This is a genomic window from Maritalea myrionectae DSM 19524 (assembly GCF_000423365.1).
GTDB lineage: Bacteria > Pseudomonadota > Alphaproteobacteria > Rhizobiales > Devosiaceae > Maritalea > Maritalea myrionectae.
Window position 1 is genome coordinate 614,616 of record NZ_AUHV01000002.1, and the last position, 26,420, is coordinate 641,035.

The 26,420-nt window shown below is 52.8% G+C and carries 32 protein-coding genes; 10 read left to right on the forward strand and 22 right to left on the reverse strand.

The annotated features are described in order from the left end of the window. Positions 1 to 7: 7 nt before the first annotated feature. Positions 8 to 1,045 (forward strand): carbon-nitrogen hydrolase family protein, encoded by a 1,038-nt coding sequence (locus G549_RS18810; RefSeq protein ID WP_036220904.1) that lies wholly within the window; start codon positions 8 to 10, stop codon positions 1,043 to 1,045. Positions 1,046 to 1,105: 60 nt separating this feature from the next. Here the strand turns inward: G549_RS18810 and G549_RS0103160 are convergent, their stop codons facing one another. Next, complete coding sequence (locus G549_RS0103160) at positions 1,106 to 2,275, reverse strand: M20 aminoacylase family protein (RefSeq protein ID WP_027833803.1); 1,170 nt, start codon at positions 2,273 to 2,275, stop codon at positions 1,106 to 1,108. 167 nt (positions 2,276 to 2,442) lie between these two features. Here G549_RS0103160 and G549_RS0103165 point away from each other — a divergent pair, with 167 nt between their 5' ends. The 3 genes from G549_RS0103165 (at position 2,443) to G549_RS18815 (ending at position 4,143) form a co-directional block, all read left to right on the forward strand. Further along, entirely contained in the window at positions 2,443 to 3,024 is a 582-nt protein-coding gene (locus G549_RS0103165) for an ATP-dependent Clp protease proteolytic subunit (protein WP_027833804.1), read from the forward strand. 263 nt (positions 3,025 to 3,287) lie between these two features. Beyond that, the gene (locus tag G549_RS0103170) at positions 3,288 to 3,692 is read left to right on the forward strand and encodes a hypothetical protein (RefSeq protein ID WP_027833805.1); all 405 of its coding nucleotides are present in this window, start codon (positions 3,288 to 3,290) and stop codon (positions 3,690 to 3,692) included. Further along, a complete protein-coding gene (locus G549_RS18815; RefSeq protein ID WP_036220906.1) occupies positions 3,685 to 4,143 on the forward strand; it encodes a hypothetical protein in 459 nt (152 codons plus the stop codon). Before G549_RS0103170 ends, G549_RS18815 begins: the two co-directional genes overlap by 8 nt. A 556-nt stretch (positions 4,144 to 4,699) precedes the next feature. Here the strand turns inward: G549_RS18815 and G549_RS18820 are convergent. Both G549_RS18820 and G549_RS21145 read right to left on the reverse strand, forming a co-directional pair. Next, complete coding sequence (locus tag G549_RS18820; protein ID WP_036220909.1) at positions 4,700 to 5,488, reverse strand: EAL domain-containing protein; 789 nt, start codon at positions 5,486 to 5,488, stop codon at positions 4,700 to 4,702. Between the two features lie 421 nt (positions 5,489 to 5,909). Beyond that, a complete protein-coding gene (locus G549_RS21145) occupies positions 5,910 to 6,440 on the reverse strand; it encodes a MarR family winged helix-turn-helix transcriptional regulator (protein WP_051213272.1) in 531 nt (176 codons plus the stop codon). Positions 6,441 to 6,483: 43 nt separating this feature from the next. Here G549_RS21145 and G549_RS18830 point away from each other — a divergent pair, with 43 nt between their 5' ends. Continuing rightward, on the forward strand, positions 6,484 to 6,939 hold the full coding sequence (locus G549_RS18830) for a VOC family protein (RefSeq protein WP_084633924.1): 456 nt from the start codon (positions 6,484 to 6,486) through the stop codon (positions 6,937 to 6,939). Positions 6,940 to 6,943: 4 nt separating this feature from the next. Here G549_RS18830 and G549_RS0103200 read toward each other — a convergent pair whose 3' ends face one another. Continuing rightward, positions 6,944 to 7,921: a DUF808 domain-containing protein gene (locus G549_RS0103200; RefSeq protein WP_027833808.1), complete on the reverse strand. Its 978-nt coding sequence runs from the start codon at positions 7,919 to 7,921 to the stop codon at positions 6,944 to 6,946. Positions 7,922 to 8,066: 145 nt separating this feature from the next. Between G549_RS0103200 and G549_RS18835 the strand changes: the two genes are divergently transcribed. Continuing rightward, the gene (locus tag G549_RS18835; protein WP_051213277.1) at positions 8,067 to 8,603 is read left to right on the forward strand and encodes a substrate binding domain-containing protein; all 537 of its coding nucleotides are present in this window, start codon (positions 8,067 to 8,069) and stop codon (positions 8,601 to 8,603) included. Positions 8,604 to 8,625: 22 nt separating this feature from the next. Here G549_RS18835 and G549_RS0103215 read toward each other — a convergent pair whose 3' ends face one another. After that, on the reverse strand, positions 8,626 to 9,042 hold the full coding sequence (locus G549_RS0103215) for a universal stress protein (protein WP_027833809.1): 417 nt from the start codon (positions 9,040 to 9,042) through the stop codon (positions 8,626 to 8,628). A 305-nt stretch (positions 9,043 to 9,347) separates the two neighbouring features. On the opposite strand from G549_RS0103215, the gene G549_RS0103220 reads away from it, so the two are divergent. From G549_RS0103220 to G549_RS18840, 3 genes are all read left to right on the forward strand, one after another. Continuing rightward, complete coding sequence (locus G549_RS0103220) at positions 9,348 to 10,190, forward strand: urea carboxylase-associated family protein (RefSeq protein ID WP_027833810.1); 843 nt, start codon at positions 9,348 to 9,350, stop codon at positions 10,188 to 10,190. Positions 10,191 to 10,279: 89 nt separating this feature from the next. Continuing rightward, positions 10,280 to 10,954 carry an SDR family oxidoreductase gene (locus G549_RS0103225; protein WP_027833811.1) on the forward strand — a complete coding sequence of 225 codons (675 nt, stop codon included), beginning with the start codon at positions 10,280 to 10,282 and terminating at the stop codon, positions 10,952 to 10,954. Between the two features lie 149 nt (positions 10,955 to 11,103). Continuing rightward, complete coding sequence (locus G549_RS18840) at positions 11,104 to 11,475, forward strand: DUF2513 domain-containing protein (RefSeq protein WP_084633925.1); 372 nt, start codon at positions 11,104 to 11,106, stop codon at positions 11,473 to 11,475. 24 nt (positions 11,476 to 11,499) lie between these two features. On the opposite strand, the gene G549_RS21150 is transcribed toward G549_RS18840, so the two are convergent. The 4 genes from G549_RS21150 to G549_RS0103250 form a co-directional block, all read right to left on the reverse strand. Continuing rightward, positions 11,500 to 12,006 (reverse strand): hypothetical protein, encoded by a 507-nt coding sequence (locus tag G549_RS21150; protein WP_027833812.1) that lies wholly within the window; start codon positions 12,004 to 12,006, stop codon positions 11,500 to 11,502. Beyond that, positions 11,999 to 12,607 carry a response regulator transcription factor gene (locus G549_RS18850; RefSeq protein WP_051213281.1) on the reverse strand — a complete coding sequence of 203 codons (609 nt, stop codon included), beginning with the start codon at positions 12,605 to 12,607 and terminating at the stop codon, positions 11,999 to 12,001. Before G549_RS18850 ends, G549_RS21150 begins: the two co-directional genes overlap by 8 nt. A gap of 219 nt (positions 12,608 to 12,826) precedes the next feature. Beyond that, the gene (locus G549_RS21900) at positions 12,827 to 13,210 is read right to left on the reverse strand and encodes a hypothetical protein (RefSeq protein WP_169449599.1); all 384 of its coding nucleotides are present in this window, start codon (positions 13,208 to 13,210) and stop codon (positions 12,827 to 12,829) included. Positions 13,211 to 13,342: 132 nt separating this feature from the next. Further along, entirely contained in the window at positions 13,343 to 14,182 is an 840-nt protein-coding gene (locus tag G549_RS0103250; protein WP_027833814.1) for a DNA adenine methylase, read from the reverse strand. 154 nt (positions 14,183 to 14,336) lie between these two features. Between G549_RS0103250 and G549_RS18855 the strand changes: the two genes are divergently transcribed. Beyond that, entirely contained in the window at positions 14,337 to 14,780 is a 444-nt protein-coding gene (locus G549_RS18855) for a hypothetical protein (RefSeq protein ID WP_036220912.1), read from the forward strand. Here G549_RS18855 and G549_RS0103255 read toward each other — a convergent pair. From G549_RS0103255 to G549_RS0103315, 13 genes are all read right to left on the reverse strand, one after another. Beyond that, positions 14,734 to 15,063 carry a hypothetical protein gene (locus G549_RS0103255; RefSeq protein WP_027833815.1) on the reverse strand — a complete coding sequence of 110 codons (330 nt, stop codon included), beginning with the start codon at positions 15,061 to 15,063 and terminating at the stop codon, positions 14,734 to 14,736. The genes G549_RS18855 and G549_RS0103255 overlap by 47 nt on opposite strands. 54 nt (positions 15,064 to 15,117) lie before the next feature. Further along, positions 15,118 to 15,597, reverse strand: coding sequence for a hypothetical protein (locus G549_RS0103260; protein ID WP_027833816.1), 480 nt, complete (start codon positions 15,595 to 15,597; stop codon positions 15,118 to 15,120). Further along, the gene (locus tag G549_RS0103265) at positions 15,597 to 16,520 is read right to left on the reverse strand and encodes a glycoside hydrolase family protein (protein ID WP_027833817.1); all 924 of its coding nucleotides are present in this window, start codon (positions 16,518 to 16,520) and stop codon (positions 15,597 to 15,599) included. Before G549_RS0103265 ends, G549_RS0103260 begins: the two co-directional genes overlap by 1 nt. A 70-nt stretch (positions 16,521 to 16,590) precedes the next feature. Further along, the gene (locus tag G549_RS0103270) at positions 16,591 to 17,175 is read right to left on the reverse strand and encodes a hypothetical protein (protein WP_027833818.1); all 585 of its coding nucleotides are present in this window, start codon (positions 17,173 to 17,175) and stop codon (positions 16,591 to 16,593) included. After that, the gene (locus tag G549_RS22085) at positions 17,175 to 19,058 is read right to left on the reverse strand and encodes a tail fiber domain-containing protein (protein WP_027833819.1); all 1,884 of its coding nucleotides are present in this window, start codon (positions 19,056 to 19,058) and stop codon (positions 17,175 to 17,177) included. The genes G549_RS0103270 and G549_RS22085 overlap by 1 nt, the downstream gene beginning before the upstream one ends. A 39-nt stretch (positions 19,059 to 19,097) precedes the next feature. Beyond that, complete coding sequence (locus G549_RS0103280; RefSeq protein ID WP_027833820.1) at positions 19,098 to 19,571, reverse strand: hypothetical protein; 474 nt, start codon at positions 19,569 to 19,571, stop codon at positions 19,098 to 19,100. Continuing rightward, positions 19,568 to 19,954: a hypothetical protein gene (locus G549_RS0103285; protein ID WP_156905461.1), complete on the reverse strand. Its 387-nt coding sequence runs from the start codon at positions 19,952 to 19,954 to the stop codon at positions 19,568 to 19,570. Before G549_RS0103285 ends, G549_RS0103280 begins: the two co-directional genes overlap by 4 nt. A 1-nt stretch (position 19,955) precedes the next feature. Beyond that, a complete protein-coding gene (locus G549_RS0103290) occupies positions 19,956 to 20,378 on the reverse strand; it encodes a hypothetical protein (protein ID WP_156905462.1) in 423 nt (140 codons plus the stop codon). A 3-nt stretch (positions 20,379 to 20,381) separates the two neighbouring features. Next, positions 20,382 to 23,060: a phage tail protein gene (locus G549_RS0103295; protein ID WP_027833823.1), complete on the reverse strand. Its 2,679-nt coding sequence runs from the start codon at positions 23,058 to 23,060 to the stop codon at positions 20,382 to 20,384. Beyond that, on the reverse strand, positions 23,061 to 23,411 hold the full coding sequence (locus G549_RS0103300; RefSeq protein ID WP_156905463.1) for a DUF6950 family protein: 351 nt from the start codon (positions 23,409 to 23,411) through the stop codon (positions 23,061 to 23,063). Then, positions 23,396 to 23,977 carry a hypothetical protein gene (locus G549_RS21160; protein ID WP_051213283.1) on the reverse strand — a complete coding sequence of 194 codons (582 nt, stop codon included), beginning with the start codon at positions 23,975 to 23,977 and terminating at the stop codon, positions 23,396 to 23,398. Before G549_RS21160 ends, G549_RS0103300 begins: the two co-directional genes overlap by 16 nt. Further along, entirely contained in the window at positions 23,977 to 24,621 is a 645-nt protein-coding gene (locus G549_RS0103310) for a hypothetical protein (RefSeq protein ID WP_027833825.1), read from the reverse strand. Before G549_RS0103310 ends, G549_RS21160 begins: the two co-directional genes overlap by 1 nt. Beyond that, entirely contained in the window at positions 24,621 to 26,411 is a 1,791-nt protein-coding gene (locus G549_RS0103315; protein ID WP_027833826.1) for a hypothetical protein, read from the reverse strand. The genes G549_RS0103310 and G549_RS0103315 overlap by 1 nt, the downstream gene beginning before the upstream one ends. Positions 26,412 to 26,420 lie beyond the last annotated feature (9 nt).

A 26,420-nucleotide genomic window follows, 5' to 3' on the forward strand; every position in this document is an offset into this window, starting at 1 on the left:
AGGAAATATGGGACGTTCTCATCCAAAATATATCGCAGGGGCGGTGCAGGCTGCCTCTGTTGTACATGACCTTGAAGGCGGGGTGCGCCGCACCATTGAGCTGATTGAGGAGGCCAGCGAAAAAGGCGTGAAAGTGCTGGTGTTTCCAGAAACATGGATCCCCGGCTATCCCTATTGGGCATGGCTTGGCCCGCAGGCCTGGGGCATGCAATTTGTGCAAGCTTATCATGACAATGCCATGGAAGTTGGCGACGAACATCACCAAGCCATTTGCGCCGCGGCGCGGGCCCACAACATGTATGTGGTGCTGGGCTTTGCCGAAAAGTTTGAAGGCAGTATTTACATTGCCCAAAGCATTATCGGGCCAGATGGCGTGGTGATTGCCAACCGCCGCAAGCTAAAAGCCACCCATGTGGAGCGGGCTGTGTTTGGCGAAGGCAGCGGGGTGGATCTTGATGTGCACCGCACCGAAGATGCGGGCAATTTGGGCGCGCTTTGCTGCTGGGAGCATATGCAACCGCTGTCTAAATATGCGCTCTACTCGATGAACGAGCAGGTGCATGCCGCCGCGTGGCCCACCCTGTCGCTTTATGAAGGCAAAGCCTTTGCCTTAGGGCCGGAAGCCAATATGTCGCTTTCGCGTACCTATGCCATGGAAGGGCAATGTTTTGTGATTGCGGCCACCTCTGTGATGACCAGCGGGATACAGGACGCGCTTGGCCTTGATGAGATGCAAAAGGATTTACTGCCCGTGGGTGGCGGCAGCTCTTCCATCTTCGCGCCAGATGGGCAATTGATCAGCGCGCCCTTGCCGCCCACTGAAGAAGGCATTGTGGTGGCGGAGCTGGACCTTAGTCTGATTTCCCTCGCCAAGGCCGCTGCCGACCCCGCTGGCCATTACGCGCGCCCAGACGTGACCCAGCTTGTGTTGAACCGCGCACCGACCCCCACCACATTGGTGCGCGCGCCCGAAAGACCTTCCGGACCAACTGCATTCGAATTTCGCGAGGACGATGTAGCTTTGGATGAAGAAGAGATGGTCTAATTCAGGGCGAACCCGTGGGCGCAAGTTTCCCGCTTGCGCCCACTTCCCTTTTAAAGGGACTTAGGAAAGAGGCATGCCCTCTTCGATCAGCTTGATCATAAAGCTGGAGCCGGTTGGGATGATTTCGTCGTTAAAATCATATTCCGGGTGGTGACAATTTGGCGTGTCGCCCTGCCCCAAAAACACATAGGCACCGGGCCGGGCCAAGAGCATGAAGGAGAAATCCTCCGCGCCCATCACTGGCTCAATATCGTCTTTCACCCGATCTTCGCCCACCACTTTTTTGGCCACGTCCAGCGCGAACTGGGTTTGCGCCGGATGGTTGATGGTGACCGGATATTCCTTTTGGTAATTCAGATTGACCTTGGCGCCGTGCAATTGGGCGATGCCGTTGCAGATTTCCTGCATCCGCTTTTCTGCATAGTCGCGCACTTCCATATCGAGGGTGCGCACGGTGCCGGAGAGTTTGGCGGTTTGCTCAATCACATTGTCCGCAGTGCCGCAATGGAAGGTGGTGACGGACACCACGATGGATTTCAGCGGGTCGACATTGCGCGACACGATGCGCTGAAAGGCTTGCACCAAATCGGTGCCGACAATGATCGGGTCAATGCCGTGGTCAGGATGTGCCGCGTGGGCGCCCTTGCCGATAATATCAATCTCAAAGAAATCCGCGGCCGCCATAAGTGGGCCGGTGCGGGCCTCAATATGGTTCACATCGGTGCCGGGGGAATTGTGCAGGCCATAGACTTCATCAATGCCGAAGCGCTCCATCATCCCATCTTTGACCATTTCATTGCCGCCGCCGCCGCCTTCTTCCGCGGGCTGAAAAATCATCACGGCGGTGCCGTCAAAATTGCGGGTTTCGGCCAGATATTTCGCGGCGCCGAGCAAAATGGTGGTGTGACCATCATGGCCACAGGCATGCATCACGCCTTGATTTTGTGACTTATAGTCGTGGTTTAAAATTTCGGTGATGGGCAGCGCATCCATATCGGCGCGCAGGCCGATGGTTTTGCCGGAATTGTTCTCGCGCCCTTTGATCACCGCCACCACGCCGGTTTTGCCAATGCCGGTGACAATTTCATCCACGCCATAGCTTTTGAGTTTTTCCGCCACCAGCGCTGCGGTGCGATGTTCGTTAAAGCCCAGCTCGGGATGGGCATGAATGTCTTGCCGGATTTCGGTCAGTTCTTTATGAAATTCAGCAACACGATTGATAACTGGCATTTGTCTCCCCTTGAACATTGGTGCAACCAATATCACGTAAGAGATCATGCCCCATTAACAATGGCAAATGGAATTGTTTGGCTGAACACAATTTTACGTTAGATTTAGCCGAATCATGAATTACAAAAGCCAAGATGCACTTCGAACGGCAAGGACAGATTTTAGCTATGGCAAATGAGAACGAAGACAAACAAGACAACAAGAACGACCCAACCGTTGAGAAAATCCTGTTTAAAAACCGCACGGTTTTGATCACAGGCGAAATCAACGACAAGCTCGCGCGCGAAGCTTCTGGTCGGTTGTTGGCGCTTGCCGATCAATCAGATGATCCGATCAATGTGTTTATCAGCTCACCTGGTGGCCATGTTGAAAGTGGCGACATGGTGCATGACATCATCAAATTCATCAAACCCACCGTGCGCACCATCGGCAGCGGCTGGGTGGCCAGCGCGGGCGCCTTGATTTTCGTGGGCGCGAAAAAGGAAAACCGGATGTGCCTCCCCAACACCCGCTTCCTGCTGCACCAACCAAGCGGCGGCGTGGGCGGCAAAGTGTCGGACATCCAAATTCAGGCCGAGCAAATCAAGCAAATGCGCGAACGGTTCGACATTTTGTTTGCTGAAGCCACGGGCCAAACCAAAGAAAAGATCGCCGAAGACACCAACCGCGATTTCTGGCTGAACACCAAAGAGGCCATCGACTATGGCCTGCTGGGCAAGGTGATCACCAGCATTGATGATCTGACCTAAGTGTTTTGAGAGAATGAGGAAGCCGCCGCGAGGCGGCTTTTTTGTTGGGGGGGGGTAATAACATAACGTTAGATTGCAAAAGAATATGTCATGTGCTTGGAGTTCAACCGAAATGGCTTCGGAGTTGACTACCCTTTCTACTGTACTCTAGACTCTGCAAGGAAACCATTGGCTATATACGAGCGACGAAATCCATCGCTGGCTGTAGCCTAATTTAATGCTGCAAGGTACTCCCGGGAACCAAAGTTTGAGGCTGCAATTCAGTGAGCAATACTGAATACCAAACACTTACCAACGAGGTCCATATCTCGCAAGAAGGGGTAATTCTCGGGTATGTAGTTAAGTACCCACTTCCAGAGCTAGAATTTGAGCGGATTGTCAATCCAGCTTCTCCAATCCGAGATCTAATCGTTGGCTCTATTGGCGTGACCCTATCTTACACGGTGACGGTACTGGTTAAACTAAACAACGAAGGTCTCAATTCATTTTCAAAATATGAATGGTGGATTTTGGCAGGGCTATTCATCCTACCACTTTGCATATGGTTGTTTGGCAGGGTTTTCTTAAATAACAAACGAAAAAACACGATTAGTAAGATAGAAGAGTTCTTTAGAAACCCATCATCTATCAGCCCGGAGTGGAATTCGACGGAACACGGCCATGAGTAAAAACAAGGAAAGACAAGAGAATAGCATAGCGAATTCCATTGAGCCTTATGATACTATTATCTTGTGTGGAAATAAAATCGTAGGTGGTGCCAATCTGTTTGATATTTCAGGAACCATACCACTTCAAATTGCCAAGGGAACTCCACCTAACATTTGGTTAAAAACTAAGCTCAAATCCGGTGGCGAACTCACCTTCGTTGAAGATTCAAAGTCCTCTCACCCAGACATAGAAGTTGCTGATATCGACGGGAAAATTCGTGTGACACTGGGCTCCGAAAAAATACTCGATCTCAGTGAGCTAGATGGCGAGGTCGTTGACATCGAATACTTAGACCTTCGACCAATAGGTCTTAACATACATGGAGACTCCAAGGCAGGTATTACAGTAGGCAACTCCAAATTTGTTGGAAATACTTTCAAAGGAAGTGGAACGTTTATAGGCATAGGTTAAGAAACCTTGAGCTATATTTGTCTAGATCCCCGGGTCAAGCCCGAGGATGACGTGTGCGGGGTGTCGGCGTTGTGCCAAATGGCTCCAACACCACCTAATTGTGCAGTCAAAATGTCTCCCCCCGTCACCCCAAGACTTGATCTTGGGGTCCATTTGCGATTGGCCAAGCGGCAGGCTTGTTCGGCCTTCTCATCTCTGGTGCCAAGAAGACAAGTGAAATGGATTGCAAGATCAAGTCTTGCAATGACGGTGGTGTTTGGGGCTTAGGCACTGCCATGGGCGCTGTTTGTGTGGCCCCCGGAACAAGTCCGGGGTGGTGGGTTTGATGGGCGCCACCAACACTTACCCAGTTCGGTTATCGCACCGCCGATACGTTCGTCATTCCCGCACAGGCGGGAATCCAGGTTGGACTTTCAGTTGGGCAAATCGTTTACGGCTTTGGCCTTGAGTTGTGCTGAACTGGATCCCCAGAGCTTTATGGGCGCTCGCGCCGTATGACTGGCCCCAGCATGACAAGCAGATCTGCTTTGCTGATGTCGATATGTCACGATAAGTTTCACGGAATAGCAAAGCCATCTGTGAGGACTGGCAAGTCAGCTTCACATGCAAAAGTCTCGACCGCGGGCTTAGCAAAGAAATAGCCTTGAAATAGATCGATGCCCAATTTGTGCAAAGTGCGGGTTTCTGCTTCCGTTTCCACACCCTCGGCGAGCACGTTGAAGCGCATGAGATTACTCATTGTCATGATCCCTTGAACAATGGCTTGCCGACTGGGTGACTTGTCAATATTTCGGACCAAGTCCATATCGATTTTGATAATATCAGTTTGAAAGCGTGCCAAAAGACCGAGACCTGAGAACCCTGATCCAAAGTCGTCAATCGCGGTCGTGAACCCCATTTTGCGATATTCTGTCACAATATGCTGAACATGGTCGGTGTCCCGCATTTCCTCTTGCTCGGTAAACTCGAACATCAGGCGTCGTGGACTGAAATTTGCCTTCGCCGAGGCTGCTAAGGTGGCGCGGATGCACGCCTTGGGCTCATAAACCGCGTTGGGTAAGAAGTTGATCGAAAGCATCGCATTTGACCGTGAAGGCATCTTCTCACCAGCCAGCTCGATGGCTTTTACACGACACGCTTGATCAAATGCGTATCTGTTCTCATCTGTGACTTGGCTGAGAACATCGAAAGCACTTTCTCCGTTTTGGCCACGAACCAGAGACTCATATCCCCAAACACGTTTTTTGGCCAGGTCAACGATGGGCTGAAAGGCCATCGTAAACGGCACCACAAATTGGTCAGCGTTCGCATCTTTACAGCCATTGCATCCAACATATTTAGACATTCCGTTCCAGCCTACTTTTAAAATATCCAGTATCTAGAAGTTGAGGCGAACTCATTAAGAATGGGATAATCCTGAAACAGCGAACCCCAACTCGCCCCGGTTTTCCTCTTCGATCACAACGTGCTGGGAAAAACGCATACGCAAAGCCAGGGGCTGCGGTGTAGATTTATCCGCAGGGGTTGATCGTTTTTGAGTTTTGCCAAACTGGATCCCCGGGGCAAGCCCGAGGATGACGTGGGAGAGTATTGGTGTTTTGCCATATGATTCCGCCCCGCTCTTGATCGCTTTTACGCTTGCGTCGGGCGGGTGGCCCTCACGGGGGCGGAGAAGCCCATTTGGTCGAGGGCGTGCAGGGATGATCGAGCCGCCGACCCAGAGCGTGGCGACGGTGTTGACGACCATGAGCGGGCTTATGATTGTGTCAGGTGGGTTTTTGAATTGCTGCGGCGCCTTCCATGGCGGCCTTGCGCAAGTTACCCATTGTTGGGGGCCCAAACATTTCGGCTAGTTCTGTCTCAATGCGGCTGAAGGCGGTGAGTGCGTGTTGGTGCAGCTCGAGCCCGGCATCTGTGCGCAGGATGATTTTTGCGCGCTTGTCGCTTGGGTCGGGGAAGCGGGCGAGGTAGCCCAGATCAATCAACTCCTCAACAATTTCGCTCATCGCCTGCTTTGTCATATCCGCCTTGGCCGCGAGTTCGGTAAGGCGGCACCCGTCGGCTGGCAAATGGATGAAAACCGGATTAAATGCCGCGCGCGCCTCCGGGAACACCTCACGCAGCAATTCGATAAGCCGGGTTTCGATCCATGCCACGATTGGCTTTATCGAAAAGATCAAAGGTGGGTTACGGGGACGATCGGTTCGGAATGCGCGAATGCCCTCGGCTTGAAGGCGTTCAAGCTCGGTGGGCTTTGGCGATTTGGGCGACTCACTTGATATATAGTCAGGTAACATGATTATATTTAGTCAGGCAAATTGACTAAATTGGAATGGAGCCATGCCTCTTAGCGATGGATGCAATCACGTCACGATGCTGACCAAGGATCTTGATCGGTTCGTGGAATTCTACACCCGTATATTCGATGCTGAGTTGCGATTTGGTGAGCTTGAGGGTGACCTTCGGCACGTCATGATTGACGTTGGCGGCGGCTTCTGCCTGCATCCCTTCGAATTGCCGACGCAGGACGCGCATGCCGAAGGGCTGCCCGATATTTTCCAACGTGGACATATCGATCATTTTGCGCTTGATTTTGTTGACGCGGAGGACTTCGAGACGGCGCGCCGCCGTTTATTTGAAGCCGGGGCGACGACAGGACAGGTTCGCGATTTCGGGATGATCAAGGTCCTCAGCTTCACCGACCCAGATCATATGGAATGTGAGATTGCACTTTGGAAAGAAGGCAAACCTTTGACCATGGCTCAAAGCACGGTCGAACCGTATGAAGTTGGGTGATGACCTATTCCGGTGCACCGACGGGCTTTGGGGCGAAGCGAGTCCAGAGGGGTTTGATGATTTTTACGCCGATGGGGATCAGGATGATGCCGAGGGTGAGGCCGAAGATGCCGTCTAGGCCCGCGGTGACGGTCCATTCTATGGCGCCTTGCCAGGTGCCGATGGCGTGGGCGGCGTTTACGGCGATGTGGTGAATCCAATCATAGGGGGCGGAGAAACCCATTTGGTCGAGCGCGTGCAAGATGATCGAGCCGCCGACCCAGAGCATGGCGGCGGTGCCGACGACCATCAATAGAGTCATGAATTTGGGCATGCCGTAAACAATGCCGCGACCGAGGGCGCGGGTGGCGCTCAGGCGGCCCTTTTCGGCCAGATAGAGGCCAACATCGTCGGCTTTCACGATCAGCGCCACGGCGCCATAAACCAGCACGGTGATGCCGATGGCGACCATGGCCAAAGTGGCGGCTTCCATCCACAAGGCGCTTTCCGGAATGGCGGCCAGGGCGATGGTCATGATTTCGGCCGAGAGGATAAAATCGGTTTTGATGGCGCCAGCCACCTTTTCTTTTTCCAGATGTGCGGCATCGCCTTCGGCGTGGCTGCCGTCCGGGCCGCCATGACCTTTGCCAAACCCCAAGAAATGCGCGATTTTTTCCGCGCCTTCAAAGCACAAATAGCCGCCGCCCAGCATCAGCAAAGGCGGAATCATCCATGGCGCAAAGGCCGATAGGGCCAGCCCGGCGGGCAACAGGAACACCAGCTTGTTGATCAGCGAGGCGCGGGCGATTTTGGCCACCATGGGCAATTCGCGCGCCGGGGAAAAACCCTGCATATATTTGGGGGTGACGGCGGCATCATCAATCACCGCGCCGGCGGCTTTGGAGCCTGCCTTGACGGCCTGCGCCGTCACATCATCCACTGACGCTGCGGCCAATTTAGCCAGCGCCGCCACATCATCCAGCAGTGCCATCAACCCGCTCATGCCTGTCTCCCGAATTATTCGCGCCGACAGTGCGGCGGGGTATATTCTGACCTGCCGAATGGCCTGTCTTTGGCAACATTATCGCCTGATTGGTTCGGTGGATCAAGGGTTTACCGCGTCACAAAACCTGGCTTTGCCCGACTGATTGAGCCAAGAGCGGCGCCCTCTGCTGGAACATGTTGCGGCGGAGGCCATTGACCTGGCCATTCGGCTGGTCCCTGCCCCAACGGCCGATTTGATCAGCACCCGCCTGATGAATACGCGCTACCGCGTTTGTGCGTCTCCGCATTATTTGGCGCACAATGAAGATTTGAAGGGGTCTCAAGACCCCGTTCGCCACCAATGTTTGCGCTTTGCGCTGCCGGAATATCGGACCCATTGGCGGTTCAAAACCCAGGAGAATGCGGCTTTTGAGGTGAATGTTTCAGGCCATCTTGTTATTGCCAACGCCTTGTCTTTGCGGCGTGCCGCCTTGGCCGGCTATGGCCCGGCGCTGATGGCAGATTGGCTTGTGGCATCAGACCTTGCTGAGGGCCGTTTGGTTGATCTGTTCCCCAACTATGAATCCACGGCCACTGAATTTGATACGGCCGCGTTTGCACTCTACCCTTCACGCGCATATCTGCCGCAAAAGGTGCGCGTTATGATTGACTTCCTGCGCGAGAAACTGGGTTCGCATTAGGAAGATGATCGGCTTGCCGCCGCTAAGGACGCACCAGCATGACGGAGCATTTCGCATGTTGTGCGATCTTGCCGCCATTGGATGGCCAGATATATTCCACGGCCCCGGGCAGATGGCTCGCCATCACAACAAGATCGGCGCCTGTGTCGTCAATCGCGTGTATCAGGGCATTATCGATTTCTGTGGCCGGGTCATTTGCCATGGCGGTGTGGGCCGTGGCCTCAATGCCGCGCTTATCGATCTCCCCATCCACAAAACTTTGCAGTTTCTGACTGAATTCCTTTGGGTTGTGGCCAAGCGCGCCGGGTGCGCTCGAGGTGACCCCGACATAGGTGATGGGCAAGCCATAATGCTTGGCCAAATCCGCAGCGCAGTCTAGCGCGCGCTCCAGCTTGTCGACATGGGCCAAGTCCACGGGTGTCATGATCCTATTGAACATATGCATGCTCCTTTTTGTGTTCGCGTGCACAGACTGTTCCAATTTTATCGCAGCAAAAGCTGCTGCATTCGATCCGTGCCTCTACTTCGTTTCACCCCCCAATGTTAAACGTTCCCAAAGGGTGTGCATTGATCTGCGTCACATTTTGTTAAATAACAATTTTGCACATTATTCCCGGATCGAAACCTGAAGGTTCGAACGGCAAATTAAAAGGGGCAGCACTTGATTGGCGGGCCAGAAAAAGCGATCTTGGCCCGCACCCAACGACCAGTTGTGGCCAATTGGCCAAAGCCTTGAGAGTGAATATGAAAAAGCCTATCGATGCCGAAGCGCGACGCGCCGTTAAACCTGTCATTTGTTACCCGGTGGACGCCCTGCCACAACCCGATATGACGGCTTATGAAGGATTTCGGGCGCAGGCGAAAAAGATCGATGAAGTGGTTGTGCCGCCGCGAGATGCGGCTACATTTAACGTGCCAGCAGGCGGATTTTTTCGCATCACCTCCGTCGAAGGCCCGCAAGTTGGCGATCTAAATTTGTGGCATGCCGACGATTTGACCGAGCGTTTTTATTCAGGCAAGACCCGCGCCCTACACGGCACCCATGTCACCACCGGCCAACGGTTGTGGTCGAGCTTTCCAGCGCTGCGCCCGATGGCCACAATCGTTCAAGACACGCTGGACTGGTATGGCAAGGATGAGTTTGGAGGATCGGTGCATGATGTGATTGGCACTCGCTGCGATCCCTATACGCACAATTTGCTGTCGGGCGGGCACTATCACCATTGCTGCCATTCAAACCTGACGCGCGCATTGGCAGATGCGACCGGATTGCCGCTGCACGAAGCTGAGACGCATGTGCATGATGTGCTCAATGTTTTTATGTGCACCGGATTCACCCGCGACACTGGACAATATTTTATGAAGGCCAGCCCAGTTCGGCCCGGCGACTTCCTTGAGTTTTTCGCCGAAGTTCCGTTGCTGGGTGCCTTATCAACCTGCCCGGGCGGCGATTGCTCTGCCGAGCATTCCTCGGACCAGGCCGCATGCTATCCGCTGTTGGTGGAAGTGTTTGAAACACCTCAAGGCGTACTGGCCGCATGGAACGAACCGCCCGCCAATGGCTATGACCGCAGCCATGGCCGATAAACGATCTTTTTGGCTGGCCGCTACGTACGAAACCAAAGCCGCGCGCATGCGTTGTGCTTAAAGCTGGTATTTAACCGAAGGAGTTTCTCATGAGCACGAAGACAATTTTGATCACAGGTGCATCAAGCGGCATCGGCGCGGCCACCGCACGGTTGGCAGTTGAAAAAGGCTGGCAAGTGGGCCTGTTTGCTCGGTCTGAAGAAAAGCTCAATGCGCTTGTTGAGGAACTCGGCGATAAGGCGACCGCATTGCCCGGCGATGTGACCGACTTTGACAGCGTGAAAGCAGCCATGGACGGTTTTGCCAGCAAGGTTGGCGGCATTGATGCGGTTTACGCCAACGCAGGCACAGGACTTTCTGCCCCCGGCACCGATGCGGGTGATCCAGACGAATGGGCAAATATGGTCAATGTGAACATACTCGGGGTGCTGTGGACGGTGAAGGCCGCCATGCCGCATTTGAAGGCACGCAAGGGCCATTTGCTGCTGACAGGGTCCGCCGCTGGTCGTCGGCATATTGCCGGTTCAGTTTATGGCGCCTCCAAATGGTTTGTTCATGGCTATGGCGGCAACCTTTCGGAAGAAATGAAAGAATTTGGCGGCCGCTGCACGGTGATCGCGCCGGGCATGGTGGACACGCCATTCTTTGATGAACCAAAGCCCGACAAATTGCAGCCAGAAGACATTGCCAATGCCGTCTTCCACGCGCTTGACGCTGATCCACGCTGTGCTGTGAATGAAATCTTCCTGATGCCAACGCAATAGCGACCGGCACCACAAACTCTGATGAGGGCGCCCCCGGATCATGTCCGGGGCCGCCACACGCCAAGCTCTGCCCCACTTGATCCAAAACAAGGCGCGACATGCTATCTGCTCGTATGCTTATATTTAGATAAGTGGCAAAAAGGTGGCTTATGAAGCGGGATATGGACTTGGTGCGCAAGATATTGATTGCGATTGAAAATTCGGTGGATGATGAACCCGGCACCATCGATCTGCCCCATGATGACTATAATGACGTGACCGTTTTTCAGCATGTGCGCCTGATGCATGAAGGCAATTTGATCCATGCCGTTGAAGGCCGCGGATTTGACAAATCTGCGCCATGGTATCCCCACTCGCTGACCTGGCACGGTCATGATTTTCTGGATGCCGTACGCGATGATGCGATTTGGGCCCGGGTGCGGATGCGCGAAAAAGAAAGCGGCTATACGCTGCCGCTGGAAGGGCTTTACCAGCTGGCCATCTTTGAGCTGAACAACAAGCTGGGCCTGATTGGCGGCTAGTGCACAAGGGTGCCAGATGCGGCGTTATTGCCCCTTTTTAATCGACTCGTGCAGCGAGTTGATCAGCTCGCTTTTTTGCAGTTTCACTTTATCATCATGCTCATGCTGCAGCGCCCAGCTGATGGCATTGATATGTAATTCCAGAATGTCTTGCTCTTTTTCCAGCAGATCGGGCACAGCACGAATGGCCGCACAAAGGCTTTTGCCGACCTCACCCACCAGCTGATAATTGAAAGTGGCGGCCTGCCCTTTCAGATCGTGAGCGCGCATAAAAATATCTTCCAACCGTTCCTTGAACGGCTTGCGCGCCGCCAGATCGGCCTTCATCGACGCCACCGCCTGTTTGACAATATCGGGATAGTTTTCGCCCAACTTGCGAATGCGTTGCTCTGCGGCAAACTCCATTTCTTTCAATGTATGCCCGGTATTCGGCCTTATGACCTCCGCCAGTCGATTGCGCGGGGTGTAAAACTCAACCTCATGATCGGCCTTAAGGCGCGGCGTGGAACTTGGCTTCTTGCCCTCACTCATGTGCTTGCGCCTCCTTTTGTTTTGTCATCTCGGGATTGTGCGGGGTTTGTATCGCCTCACCCTTGCCATCGTCAGCGATATTGGTGCCCTCCGGGTTTTTGCGCCGATCTTCCCCATCAAAACCGCGCAATGTTCGGCGACGATCTGGCCCCGTATAATCACTGGTTTTCACAAATTGGCGCGGATGATCCCGCATATAGGTGAACCGATCAAACAGGCCTGCCACGGAAACGGGTTTGCACAAAACCTCGTTGGCGCCACTGTCCCGCGCCTGGCGCACATGTTCCACTGTTGAATAGGACGTGAGCACCAAAACGGCCAAATCGCGGATGGCCTCATCATCGTGGTTGCGGACCTTTTTGATCATCTCAAATCCGCTGACCGGCTTCATCAACAAATCCACAATCATGATGTCGGGGAGTTCACTCTCGGCCATTTGCAGGCCCTCTTTTGCCGAAAGCGCATGGCGGATTTTCTTAATGCGCATGCCCAACAGCATGTCGCGCAGAATATTGTGCATGTGCTGATTGTCATCGACGATCAACACTTTCAAATCACCAAAATTATATTTCGTATTATGCCCGAATAAATTGCTCGACATGTGCCTGCCTATATCTTGGCGTTCAAGCTAACAGTCTTGAGTAAGGAAAAAGTGAATTGGCTGGGAAATGGAGCGGGTGAAGGGAATAACACCTGTTTTTCGCGGTAAAAGTTTCAACCGGTTAGCTCAAGTGCGCTCCAAAATGTACCGCAATATGTACCCCAGTTTGTACCACAGTTTGGAGCGCAGAACGGTCAGCAATCAAGCCGCCCGCATAGATCAATAATTCTCTTCTATCACCCTGGCGCCATGCTGCAGTGAAAGGCGCGCCTTTGGCCTTTCTTTCACCATTGCTTCAAATGCGGTCCTGGCGGTACCAGAGTCCCGTGCAAAAATTAGGGTGCTGACGTGTTTGTTGCCGTCCAGTTCCTTCACTACAAAAGAGTAATTGTTGATCACCAGTTCTGATGGACGTTGAAAATTTGCCCAAAGGAAGGATCCCCGGTGTCGGCACTTTGGGCAGCGCAGCCTTTCGCTAAAATGCAGTTCCCCCCGTCGTGGGACAAGCGGGTGATGCGCGCCTACATAGTGCGCCATCTTTCGCAGATCCAAAATCCGTGCATAGCGACATTCGATATTTGAGCAGACTGCCCAAATATCCATATGCTTGCAAACTGCATCCAAAATCGTCTTAATTTCACCTACCATACCTCCCAAATACCATGAGAACAAAAATAGAACAATTAGAATTCAGCGGGTAGAGATGCAAACCTCGACCCGCTGAATTGCCATCCGCTAAAGAGAAAACAGATTTCGCTCTTCGGGTAGATCAAAGTTATAGATCAACACCTCTTTTGCGTCTGTCGTGCGACCGGTTGCATGCCCAATCGTGTATTTGAGTTCAAAACTTTCTAACCGATGGCTGGCAAAGGCATTCCGTACACCTTCAGTGTCATTTAGCGAGACAATAGCTTTGGCAGCCATATTCGACATAGCGTTGCTGATCTTTTCAAACTCGGATCGAGCAAAAAGCTCTTTGCCATAATCATCCTCACAGCCCCAATAGGGCGGATCCAGATAAAACAAAGTGTCTGGCCGATCATAGCGCTCAACAAACTCCGCCCAATCTAGGTTTTCAATGATGACACCTGCCAACCGTTCAAAAATCTCTTCAAGCATCGGGCTTAACTTGCTCACATCAAACCGAGCTGGCCGACCCGGATCAACTCCAAAACCACGCCCCGTAACTTTACCACCGTACGAGGTGCGCTGAAGATACAAGAACCGCGCAGCGCGCTCTAAATCTGTTAGGGTTTGTGGATCCGTTGCCGAAAGGCGTTCAAATTCTTTCCTTGAAGTGAGCTGAAACTGCAAAAACTGCATAAAGCTCACATAATGGCGCTGTAACACCCGAAAAAGGTTCACCACCTCGCCACTTTTGTCGTTGATCACTTCTGCAGCGGGGCGGTGATTGCGTTTAAAAAACACCCCGCCCATGCCCACAAAAACTTCTGCATAGAGAACATGATCAACCCGATTGATACGGTCCACTATCTTTGAGGCCAGCAAACGCTTGCCACCCATATAAGGCGCAGGTGTGCTGACAGGGCGAACCATTTGATATTGATTATTCATTTAGATATTTGCCTTAGACATATCGACGCCAGCTGGCGAAGGCGGAGCCGATGTTTAAGGCTGACTTGACATTGGGCCGGGTAGATTGCCTAAATCTTTGTCCCGGTTAGGCGGCGTTGGCGCGCCGCTTACTCCGTCAAATGGAGATTGATGAATGATTTCGATTGAAGACGTAAAGTCACGTATCACTGGAGGCTTGCCAGAAAACATAGCTGACCAAGTCAATGAGCTTAATCAGCTGCATCCTGACGTTGTAACGAGCTTGTTGATGTCAGAGTCAACGAAAGCAGCCAGAATTCAAGTGTATGTTAAGGGCGACACATCAAAAATGGTGCAAAAGCTGGTCGCCATTGCTTGGTTAAGTGCTACGCGATACCAACAAGATGAAATCAAAGAAACGATCACCGAACGCCAAGAGAAAATAGCAAAATCCTCGGTTTATGCCGCTATTGCATCGGTAGTTTTCGCGTTCCTACTTGTAGTTTCATCAGCGACACAAGCGTGGATTGCTTTTCAAAAACTTGATGATCGTCCAGAAGCCTATCCACCTGTCATTTCCCCTCCGGTGGCTTCCGTCCCACCAACCGCAACACAATAGAAACGGGATCCTTTGAGCTTTCGCGCAGCCAGATAATCAGATTGCGTCCGGCAACGCCTAACGCGCCTGCCACAGCGTTGCCTGCAGTCTCATTGAGGCCAAACAGAACAATCACAGGTTCTGTGGCAACATAGGCGACAAACACGCCAGCGATCAGACTGATCGTTGCGGTCAAGAACGAATGATCGCGCAGATTAAGCAAGATGGAAATTACAGCTCCGACTGAAGCGGCGACGATAGTGGAAGACTTAGCGGCCAACACGGTCCAAAGATGATCCAGCATTAAAATTATCCAGAAATGAGCAAGAAAAAGGCGCACTCAAAGGCGCGCCTGAGATTATTTACGGCCACCGGTAATGTAGCCAGCAACTGTCGCAACCGTTGCGCTGGTCCCTAGCTTTACAGGATCAAAAATCCACTCCATCGACATTTTGAGATAAATGTCATAGGGCGGTGGAAAGGCTGCAATACTCCAAGGCTGCGGCCAGATACCATGCTCCCACCAGAGCACGTTATAAACCGACAGTAGCAAGTAGGTGCCCAATCCCGGTCCAACCGCCAATGAAAGAATGAACCAAAACACCTTGTGGTTCATTTTCCACTTTTGTCGCTCGGTACCCTCTTCAGCTGCCTTGGTTAGGAGGGTCACACGTCCCTCCCAAAATTCAACAGCCAGATCAGCCGCAATGCGCTGTTGCTCATTTTGTGCATTGAGACGATCTTTGTGCGCCTGGCTCAGCGCCTTAATGGCCTGTTTGCCCAGCCCGCCACCCAGCAGGCCGGTCACAAAGTCCGCAATAAGTTTGAAGAACTGCATTAGACCGTCACCACCTTATTCCGCATGGAGTTGAAGCGGCGAATAAATACATCGCGATAGCGCCACGCCGCCCACACAAACACGGCCAGAACAATCCAGGCCACAATCCAGCCCCAGGGCAGGCCACTAAAGAAAGCGGCCACACCGGCAAACAAGCCGCCACCAGCACCTTTTGAGGCGGTGTCTTTGACAATCTGGCCAGCGGCCTGCGCATCGCGGCGCAATTGCGCGAGGGTGGCTGGCCCCAAAATGCCATCATTCACAAGGTGTGGGTGCGCCTCTTGATAAGCCAGCACGGCGGATTTGGTGCGTTGCCCCATCCAGCCATCGATCGCGCCGGGGTTAAAGCCACGTTTGGTGAGGATCTGCTGTGCCTCTTTGACAACTGGATCAGGTTGATCTGGCGCATTGTGTTTGCGTTTGCGTGGCACGCCCTCACCCATCACATGAGCGGGATAGATACCATGCAACAAGATTTGTGCAGTTTCGCGGCGGCGGCGCACCAATCCGGCCAGCACCTTGCCATTTGCCTTGTGGTAATGGGTAGCCAGATATGTGGCAGCTTGGGTTTTCTTGCCCGCGCGCCATAGCTTCGCCCAATTCCAATTCAGCGATCGCGGCCCCATATTGTAGCAGCAATCAACACCGGCATCGAACTCATGCTGATTTGCGCCTGGCATCCCGTCGCGGACAGGCGGCTCATACTCTTCCTTCAGCATGGCGCGAAACAACTTGTCAGATTGTGCCTTGGTGATCTTGGTGACGCCAGGGATCAACTTGCCCCCAAAAAACTCATAAGCCACACGCGATCGCAATGTCGCGCCGGTGCCAATAGTAGGCACGCCAGCTGGATCCAGATAACAGGTCAGCACTTCACCTTCGTGGCCGCGCATATAGGCACGCCCACCGATTGAGGTTTCCATATCATTTCTCCGATTTCAGATATAAAAAAACCGCCTTGCGGCGGTGTGGTCAGGTTGGTTTAGCCAGCAACTATTCGGCAGGCGGAGTTAGGCCAAAAAGGGTGTCCACCTGCTCACTGGTAAGTCCGGCATAGCCAGCCCACAGATCAACCAAGGGATCACTGCGGCGATACCATGTGTTGTATTCCCAAATAATCCTCACCCGCTCAGCTTCGGCAGGATCATCGGCCTCCACTGAGGCAAAAACCTCCTCAATGCGGGTATTGTCAAAACCGATTTCCAATAGCTTCAAGCGCAAATCGGTCGCGCTGATGGTTCCCGCTGCCCCCTTGTTTGCCAGTTGTTGTTGAAGCTGTTGGATTTGCGCTGCCTTCGCGTCAACTTCATTCTGCTTTTCTTGAATGGTCAGGGCTTGCGATTGAACAGTCGCATTCAGGGCATCTACTTCCTCAGTCAGGGCGGTGACCCTTTCAGCATTCAAACCAACTTCTGTCCCCAAAATAGCCTCAATGTCGGCACGCTTGGCCGGTTCTTCAAACGGAGCGTCTGGGAAGGTGCCGGTTTCGTCGCGAGTAACACCCTGACGAATGACCTTGTGTTTGCCGTTTGCCTCATCCACATGGATCATGATTTTTGTTGTAATTTGAGAGGGCATTATGTGTTCTCCAAAGCTGTCAGACGCACCTCAAAGCTGTCTTGTTTTCGTTTAAGTTCTTGAATGGCTGAAAAGGCGGACATGACCAGTTTGGAATAATCCACCAGTTGGCTAACCGGGTCACCGTCAATGTCCACGGCGTCTTTTTCACCGGTCACCGCCCACGGGAAATGCTGCGCTATCTCATGGGCAAGCGCACCTATTTGGCGGCTGGTTTCATCCACAGTTGTGTCGGCCTCGTCACGCGGGTTTTTAAGGAAGGCCAGATCGTAAATGGGCAGCGCGACAATTTTGTCCAGAGCCGTGCTGTCTTCAATCTCACCAAAGGTAACTTTGAGGCGGTAATCAGAACTGGTGTTATAGGCCGTGCTAGAGCCATTTGTTGTGATTGAACCGATCTGGCCATTTGGGTTGTGAAAAGCGTGCAAAGTTCTGGTGCTTGTGGAATTGACCGATGTGCGCTGCCATGAGCCCGCCGAGTCAAACAGCACACCATCTGTTGCGCCATTCGTATCAAATGTACCAATCCCTACATCACCATTGTTTTCAATGCTCATGGCGTGCGCGTCAACACTTCCGCCGCCGCCGCCAGTTCGGAAAGCTATAGAACCTGTCCCGGCAGTTGCACCCCAGGCCCGCACTCGCAATTGGTTTCCCGACATGTCAAAACCACCAGCCAAAGTTTGATTGGCGGCTACGCCACCACGCGCAAGAACTGGGCCATTCACATCCAGTGCAGCCTTCCCGGATGAGCCACTTGCGGGTGTCGAAGTCCCAACACCTATATTGCCATCGGCATCGATGCGCATTGCTTCGGTGGCACTACCTCCAGTTTTAAATGCCAAAATGCCGGAGCTTGAACCATTTGTAGCGATCAGCTCAACAAGGCCAGACACGCCGGACGTTTTTATTTCACCATACGTGGCACCAGCAGATTGAACTCGTACGGCATTATCACCCGTTTTACTGATATGCAGAGCCGCTGCTGGGCTTGAAGTCCCAATGCCCAAATCCCCGACATCCGTTATCCGCAAACGCTCAACATCATTCGTTCCAAGGGATAGATCCTGCGCCCCATTGGTTTGCAAGAGTGACGTGCCGACACCAACCTTTAGATCAAGCCACTGCGATCCATTGCCAAAACGCATCGGGTTATTCCACAGATCGGCATTGTAAAAGTCAAACGCCGCGACTGCATCTTGGCCACCAAAGCCGATAAAGCCGTTGGGCAAAGTTTTGATATTGTTCAGTTCAAGATTGGTCCGCGCCAATCCCGCGTCCGTCAATTCAGAAAGGTTATTCGAACCAGACATATCGCCGGGGTCACCTTTTGGCCCCTGCGGCCCCTGTTCGCCTTGAATGCCCTGCGGTCCTTCCGGCCCTTGAATACCTTGCGGCCCTTGATCGCCAATGTCCCCTTTGTCGCCCTTATCGCCCTTTGGCCCTTTCATATTTCCAATCAGCGACCAGGCGTCATTGGATTTGCGATAAAGATCACCGGTCAGATTATCGATATAAAGGTTCTGATTATCGCCCAGCCCTGCGCTGGGGGCACCATCACCATCTAAAAAGGTGACCGGGTTCTCCAACGCCTCAATATAAGCGGCGATCCGTTCATTTACCGTGCGGTTCTGGCCCCATTCGTAAGAGGCATGCAAAATAACATAAGAAAGCCCTGAAGCACTTGCTGGGCCAAACGCCATGGACATATTCAGCCCGGTGGTGCTGGTCACCTCGTCCACCAGGTCAATATGCGCGCCGCCATCAATGATAACCAGATCGCCAGCCCGCACCACATTTTCAGTCCAGGCCCCGCCCGTAAGCACAAGCGCATTGCTGCCCTGCACCGCGGCAACGGTGCCAGCATTGTAAGTTTCAACCATGTTTGATTTACCTGTTGTGTAGGTTGTCGGTATTTCGGCCTAGAGCGTGTAGCTCATGACCGCATAGTGAATGGTCACGGGCTTAACTTCATACCCATCTTCAAAGGCCCATGTTTTAAATTCAAGATGATCATTGCGCGGTGTAATCACCACTTGTCCATAAGCCTTGGTGGTGTATAGCGATCCAGAAGGCTTATACACCTGCGATTTGAACATGGCCCCTGCAAGGCCGGGAACCCAGTTTACACCTGACCAACTATTGCTGCCCTGAATATGGGTGTTGTAAGCCCCTAACAGCACCATCGGCGGCACTGCAAAACTTCGTCCATAAGGCACCGTGATGGTCTTATATCGAAAATCAGCGCTACTCAGATAGCGCGTGCCACGTTTAACCAACCCCGGCGCGCAAAAGTCACTGTCAAACTGAAGCTGATAGGGAAGCGCAGTATCTGCATCTTGTCCCGGCGCAGAAACCTTCAGCCCATTTTGGTCCAGAATTACACGCTTGCTCAAAACTCATATTCCTCATTCATCACAGCCCAATAGATATCGCCGTTCAGATTTGGCGCTGACCCGAAAGTCGTGCGTTGGTCGAATGTCGTTTTGACGGTAAATCCAGTCGAGGTAAGAGTGCCGTTCTTAACCTCCAGCGACCAGCCGGAACTGGCGACCCAAATGCGCGGCTTTATACCGATCGCAGGGAAACTAACCGTCCGCTCAGCCCCAACAGAACCCGGATCTGCAATTACACCGGCATGCGCAAACTGAAAGCTCTTAAACCCTGTCGATAAAAACAACTGGTCATCCGCAGCGGCAAATACATCCACGCCGGGCTTGGAAACCTTCAGCCCATATTGCCCGCCACCAAGGTGTCCAAGTGCTAATCTAACAACCACATCATTGCTCCACATCTAGGATCAAAAGTGACATGGGCGTATAAGCGTCTCGCTTTATGTCCATTCCCGTCGTGGTCACGCTCACGCGAAACAGGCCCTGATTATAGTCAGACCGATAATCGACAATCCGCCCAATGGCAGCACCGCTCTTGCACTCATTTGGATTGAGGGAACTATAAGCATTCTGCTTGTCCATGTAGATAACCGGTGGCGGCAAGATGAATGTTTTATTGAAGGGCACATAAGTGCTCACAGAATTGTTGCCCAAAAAGGACACCTTCATATGCACTTTGATCTGATTGTTGAATGATGCATCAAAAGCTAATTCTGCGCCTTCAGCCACATTCACATCAAAACTCGGACGGGAAACCTTGAACACAAAATTTCCAGCCCCGTCATCACCCAGAAGAACTCGATCAACCATCATCTAATCCGAAATTATGATGCGGCTATCGTCCAGCTCAACCCGCATTTTGTCATCATCAGAGCGAATAAGGCCAGATGTCACTTCACCGATATTCGCCGAAATTGCCGACAAATCAGTTACTTCAATCATGTCAGAAGTAATTTGCGGGATCCGTGCGCCAACAAATGTGCCATCAGACTGGAACAAGGCAAGGGATGCACCCACATTATCCAGCACCACCGTTTCATCCGCCACCAGCACCACTTGCGATGTGCCGTTAGAATTGGCAATCAACCGTATGCCGCTATCCACAAAGCTGTCGCCCGTGCCTGCGCGCACCTTCAATGTCATGGTCGCACTAGCACCGCCGCCATCCACAGTGGCATCCACTTTGAACAGCCCTTGTGCATAAGCGGTGCCCATGGCTGCAGCCGTGTCGATAATTTGTTGCGCCAGCGCATCATCTTCAGTGGCCCGCGCCGTGCTTTCATTCACGATCGCAGCTGCATTGTCATCGACCTCAGCCGAAAGCACAGTCAACAAACTCGCCAACGCATCATCTTCACTGGCGCGCACCGTGGCTTCATTCAGGATCTCTGCCAAAGCATTGGCAATGCCAGCACTCAGCTTTTCACGCTGCACATGCGAGTTGACATTTTCGCCAATCGACACCACCGCCACCCGCTCAATTTCATCTTTCAAATGATCGATGATGGCGGAAAGCGACCCTGCGCCGGTGCCGTTCAATATGCCCACTTCATTGCCCAGGTCCGTGGCCAAATGGCTATAATCTACCTGCCCCGGCTGTAAAACCACAACCATCGGGCCAGTCGGCACATCGATCGGCATCCAGTTTGTCCAAATGGTTTCGCGCCCTGGCATGGCATCAAGCCGTGCCCGCGCCTCATAGGTATAGCCGGGCATCACCCCATCACTGGAATAATAAACACCATCGCCAACACTATTATCCACCGCCTTCAAAATCTCAGTGTCACCCACCACGCGATATTCAAACTTCACCGCACGAATGGCCGGATCTGTGATCGCGTTGTAGGTGAGTTTCAGCGCAGGCACGCGCGATCCGTCCGCGCCTTCAAGCGCTACCGCATCCACGCCAAAACCGTAGACCTGCTTTTGATAGCCAAACAAAGGCTGTTCGCGCGGCGGTTCAACCACATCATCAAGCGTGGCATTATCATCAAAAATACTGGCGTCGGTTTCCTCCAGCGACAGCTGAACCCGGCCGGCATACCAATCAAAAGTCGTGGCCACGATCTCATAGGTTCGGGTGCCCCGCAACGGATTTGCGCTGGCCCATATGATCCAGTCGCCAATCTCCAGAATAATATCTTTAATGTCCAACGTAATCTTACCGGATGCAGAAAAGCGTGAGCTAAGCACGGCCTGCTGTGTCAGCAAATGCGCCTGGTGTGCATTTTGCACTTCTGGCCAATCCAACCGATCCAGTCGGCTGCCCCCGTCTTCAGCCACATATTGCGCCGGTTCAATTGCCTTATAGGGCGCTTCGCGCAAATCATCCGGGCGCGTGTAGGTGCCATGCAAGCCGGTGAACTTCATGATCCCGGCTTGCTTGGGCGCAAACCTCACCGGTGCGTCTGCCACCAGATCATCATCTGTGATGGTTTTGACGATCGATTTGGCCTTGCCCGCAAAAAACGCGATATAGCCTTGCTTTTCCGCACGCCCACCGCCAGCTGTCGCGCATAGTCGGTCCAGCACATCGGCAAAGCGCTGATTATCAGTCCAGGTCAAATGGGCTTCAGCGCGATTGCGATAAGTGCCATCGGGCTGCAGCACCTGTTCGTCACAAACATTTATGCCGACAATGTTGGTGTCCAGATCCAGATCAGCCGCACTCAGCCCTGCCCCAAGCACACGACGGCCATTGTGGAAAAAACCCCGCGAAAAATGCTCGGCGGCCACAATTGGATTGACCGAATATTCCCATGTGGTCGGGTCATCAAATCGATGCGTGCCGGATCCGCCAACGCTGCTATCCTTGCGCCGATCATAAAGCCGCGCACCACGGGCGATAAACTCCATCCGGGGACGCTGACCGCCAAATTTCTCTTTGTCGCTGGTCAAGGTGATGGCCAGATAAGCCATGCCAGCATATCGCTTGTTGGCATCCCAGCCGGGCGAATAGGTCACCAAATCAGTGTCAGCCAATTGGCCGGGGCGACCATCATGCAAACGAATGTCGATCAGCGCCCCAAAACCGTCCACCTGAAAGCGTTCAGCTTCATTGTTGGTATATGGCCCTGCCACAGGCAAAAGTTCGTGCTGGCGGCCATTTATGACGATCCCCTCCAGCCCATCAATCCAATGGTCGGCCAACACATAAACGCACTGGCATTTTTTGGCGTCATCAAACTCATTGTAATGCACAAAGTGCCCGCCCAGCAGCTGGCGGCCAAAAAAGCCCTGGCGCGGCACGCGCTCACCATACGAAATCTGGCGCGGATCGTACTGTTGCTCTTGCTGCTTTGGGCTGAACCAGCGCGCCTGCACATATTGCAAGGCAAAGCTGGCAGCGGTGGTGAACCCGAAAGAGACCAACGCACCCGCAAAAGTGCCTGCAAATGCCTGACCAAACAGCGCAGCTGTCAACGCGGCAGCACTGGCGACCTCGGTCAAAGCCAAAACCAAGGCAAAAGAAAACAATAATGTTCTGAACATTTAGACCCTGTAAGCCTTGGTTAGCCGGGAAACCGGCAAGATGAATTCACCGAAAGGGGCAAGCCCCACCGCACGCCCGTTGCGCACTACGCAACCGGCTTCCAGCCCCTTGGCGCTGATCACGCCAATATCGCCATCGCGCGCCGATAGCGGGCTGATTTCTTCAAAGTGAGTGGCAAGCAAAGTGCAAAGCCCGCCAATCCGTTTCAACAGCGCCTTTGCACTTTGTTCATCTTCATATTCATGGAGATAATGCAAAATCGGATGTTCAGCATGCCGCGCCCGAATGGCCTTGGCCATATGGTGGGCACAATCATGCCGCCCCCACTCAAACTCTATGCCTGTCCCCATTTTGCATCTTTCTCCAACGCGCCACCCAATGTGCCGATACCCTCCAGTGAAGTATCGTTGGGATCAATCAGCTTTTGCGTGCTGTCATTTCGATAACCGCCCCCTGATCGAGACAGATCAATGGAGGTGGACACACATTTCGCCTCAATCCGGTTCACCTCACCTTCAACATATTCGGCATGTTCTAGCCGCCCGCGAAACTTCACCATCGCATGGGCAATCTGACCGGTATCAGGATCGAGCAGCCCATATTGCACAAGCACCTTTTTGTTGTGCCAATCCTCATCAAAAAGACGGATCAGCACATCATCACTAATGCCCTTTTCGGGATCCGCATTGAGGTGCAAGTTCATTCGTCCCACAGCGCCATTGGCTTTTTCAACAATACTGTCGATCTCAATCACGCTGCCACCGGCCATATAGGTCAGCCCATTATAGGGCATCTCGCCTGCCCCGGTCCAAAATGCATAGGTGCCGGTGCCAAACTCAAACACAAACAACCCCACACCTTCGCGATCATCACCGTCCAGGGCCGTTTGAAACGCTGTAGAAATGCTTATGGCCATCAGTTTGCCCTTGAAATTGCGCTAAAAGATATTGGGGAGGCGGACAGGTGATTTTCGATACCTGAAATTGACGATTGCTCCACAATAAATTCCCCGGTTGGTTCCTTGAAGCTCACAATGTCGCCAGCGACAATGGACGCCAGCAAAGGCGGGCGCACCTTAATGCTCACCGCACCACCTGCATCGCCGGTCACATCATCAGCGATCCGATGCAAATAGCGCCGTTCACCATGTCGCACCTCGACATAATCGCCCTGCTTCAATTCAAACAATGTGGGCAACTCATAGATGGTCAGATTGCGCCGGTCCTGGATGCTGAATATTTTGGCCAGTCCATCATCGAACGGATCTGTGGTCACGCTCAGCATGCCCGCAAAACTGTCATAGGCTTTAGGATAAAGCCGTTGCGGATCGGCAAGCAGCGCCACCGCCCCTTCCTCATTTAGATAGTCAAAAAAGGATCTCCAGGCGTCCTTTTCATCATTGTCCAGATTTGGCGTAGAGACAGTGGCAGCCCAATAGCTGGCGCCAAAGCGATATCCAAGCACCTTACCGGCGCGCAATTGATTGTTTGATCGCCGACCAACAATTTCAAAGCGGGCCGTTGTAGATCGCCAGCCAGGCGGTTTGATAAAATCAACCATTATGAATCCCGATAAATGTCATTTTCCATCTGCGCCTTGGCCACACGCTCATTGAGGCCCGCATCATATTCTTGAAGCGCCATACTCACACCGCGATGAACCATGTCCATGATTTCGCGATTGCCTTTGGCACCGACCACATTGACCTTCAATTCAAGCGGCCCGCCACCGCCACCAAGCCTGTGATTGGGAATAATCACGCCCTGGCTGTCGGGCACAAACAGCTCTTTGCCGCGCTCTCCAACCAAATAAGGCTCACCTACCGCCACATGCCCGCCATTGGCGCGTGCGCCGAACAGATCAAATGGCAGCCCGCCTGAAACGCCCGGCATCAGAAAGTCAAAGAGCTGATTGAAACCCTGCATGGCTTGCATGCGCAGCGCAGCAATAAGGATATCGTCAATTGTGCCGATAATCGCTTCTCCAAGGCTTTCAGTACCTGCGATCAGCTCATCAAAGTGGGTCATGGCCACGCCGGTCATATTGTCAATCTGCTGTTGCCGATCAGCTTCAGCCTTGGCCTGCGCCTCCACAGCGGCGGTCAGTTCGTTGTTGGCGATGACCTGCTTGCGAATTTGATCCGCCTCATCACTCATTACATCAACGCCCGCCCGACGAATTTGATTGAGAATGTCCTGTTCAACCTGCGCTTTGCCGATCAGTTCCGCCTCAAAACTCAGCGCTTCAATCACCTTGTCAAATTGCGAGATTTCATCGCTGCGATCCGATTTTGGCGGCTCGTAGCCATTGGTTTCCATGCCTTCAGGACGCACAGGTGGTAAGCTAGGAATCCCACCTAAAAATTTCTGCAGGTCACGTTCCGCAGTCCCTAGCCCAAGATCCTTGGTTTTGAACTGGAACGCAAAATCATCAAGCAAGTCCATATTAGGACCGTTTGCTCGCTGGTCATTCATCAAAGCCAGCTTTGCAGCAAGCGCTCCATTTTCACCATAGCGGTCGATCAGATCGGCATCACTCATCTCAGAAAGATCATTCACTGAAATCCCAGGATGGCTGTCGGGATTGGTGGTATCTCTCAGCCAACCAACCGTGCCCAGAACACTGCCCTTCCACCAGGCATCCCAGCGTTGCATCAAAAGATCGAACTCTTTGGCAACATCTTCAGCCGCGTCGCCCACATCATCTCGGAGCACAAGACCAAGCTCCTGGGCACGATCGCGCATTGCCACGATCCCGTCTTCACCCTCATTGATGAATCGGACAAATTGCTCACCAGCTGTACCGCCAAAAATCTCGTCAGCCACACGAAGCTGTGCGGCTGTCTCAAGCTCACCCAACCGCCCGATAATTTCACCGAAAAGGCGATCCGGCTCCACTAATTTTCGCGCCAACTCATCGCTGCTATAGCCGAGACGTTCAAACGCTTCTTTAGCCGGTCCCGCCTTGGTTTCGATAAACTCATCTGCACGCAGATTAAGCTCTTTCAACCCATCGGTCAGTGCCTCAATCCCGACACGCTGCTCCTGCGCAGCAAACTTTAGTTCCTGAAAAGCCTCAAAGCTAACGCCAGCTGTCTCGGCCTCTGCCGCCAAGTCCGCTACACTTTGGGCTGCATTATTCACGGCATATACGCTGGCAGTGATTGCAGTGGCAAAGGCCCCACCACGCATGATATTTGCGGTGGACATAAGCGACTTCGTAAACTGTCCAACATTCCGGTCAGCGACGGATATGCGGTCTCCGAGTTTATCCACATCACGCATAGCGTTGGTGAATGCGGGACGCCCGTCATACTGGGCTTTAATCCGCTGCATCAATGGCGTTAGCATTATTTCCGG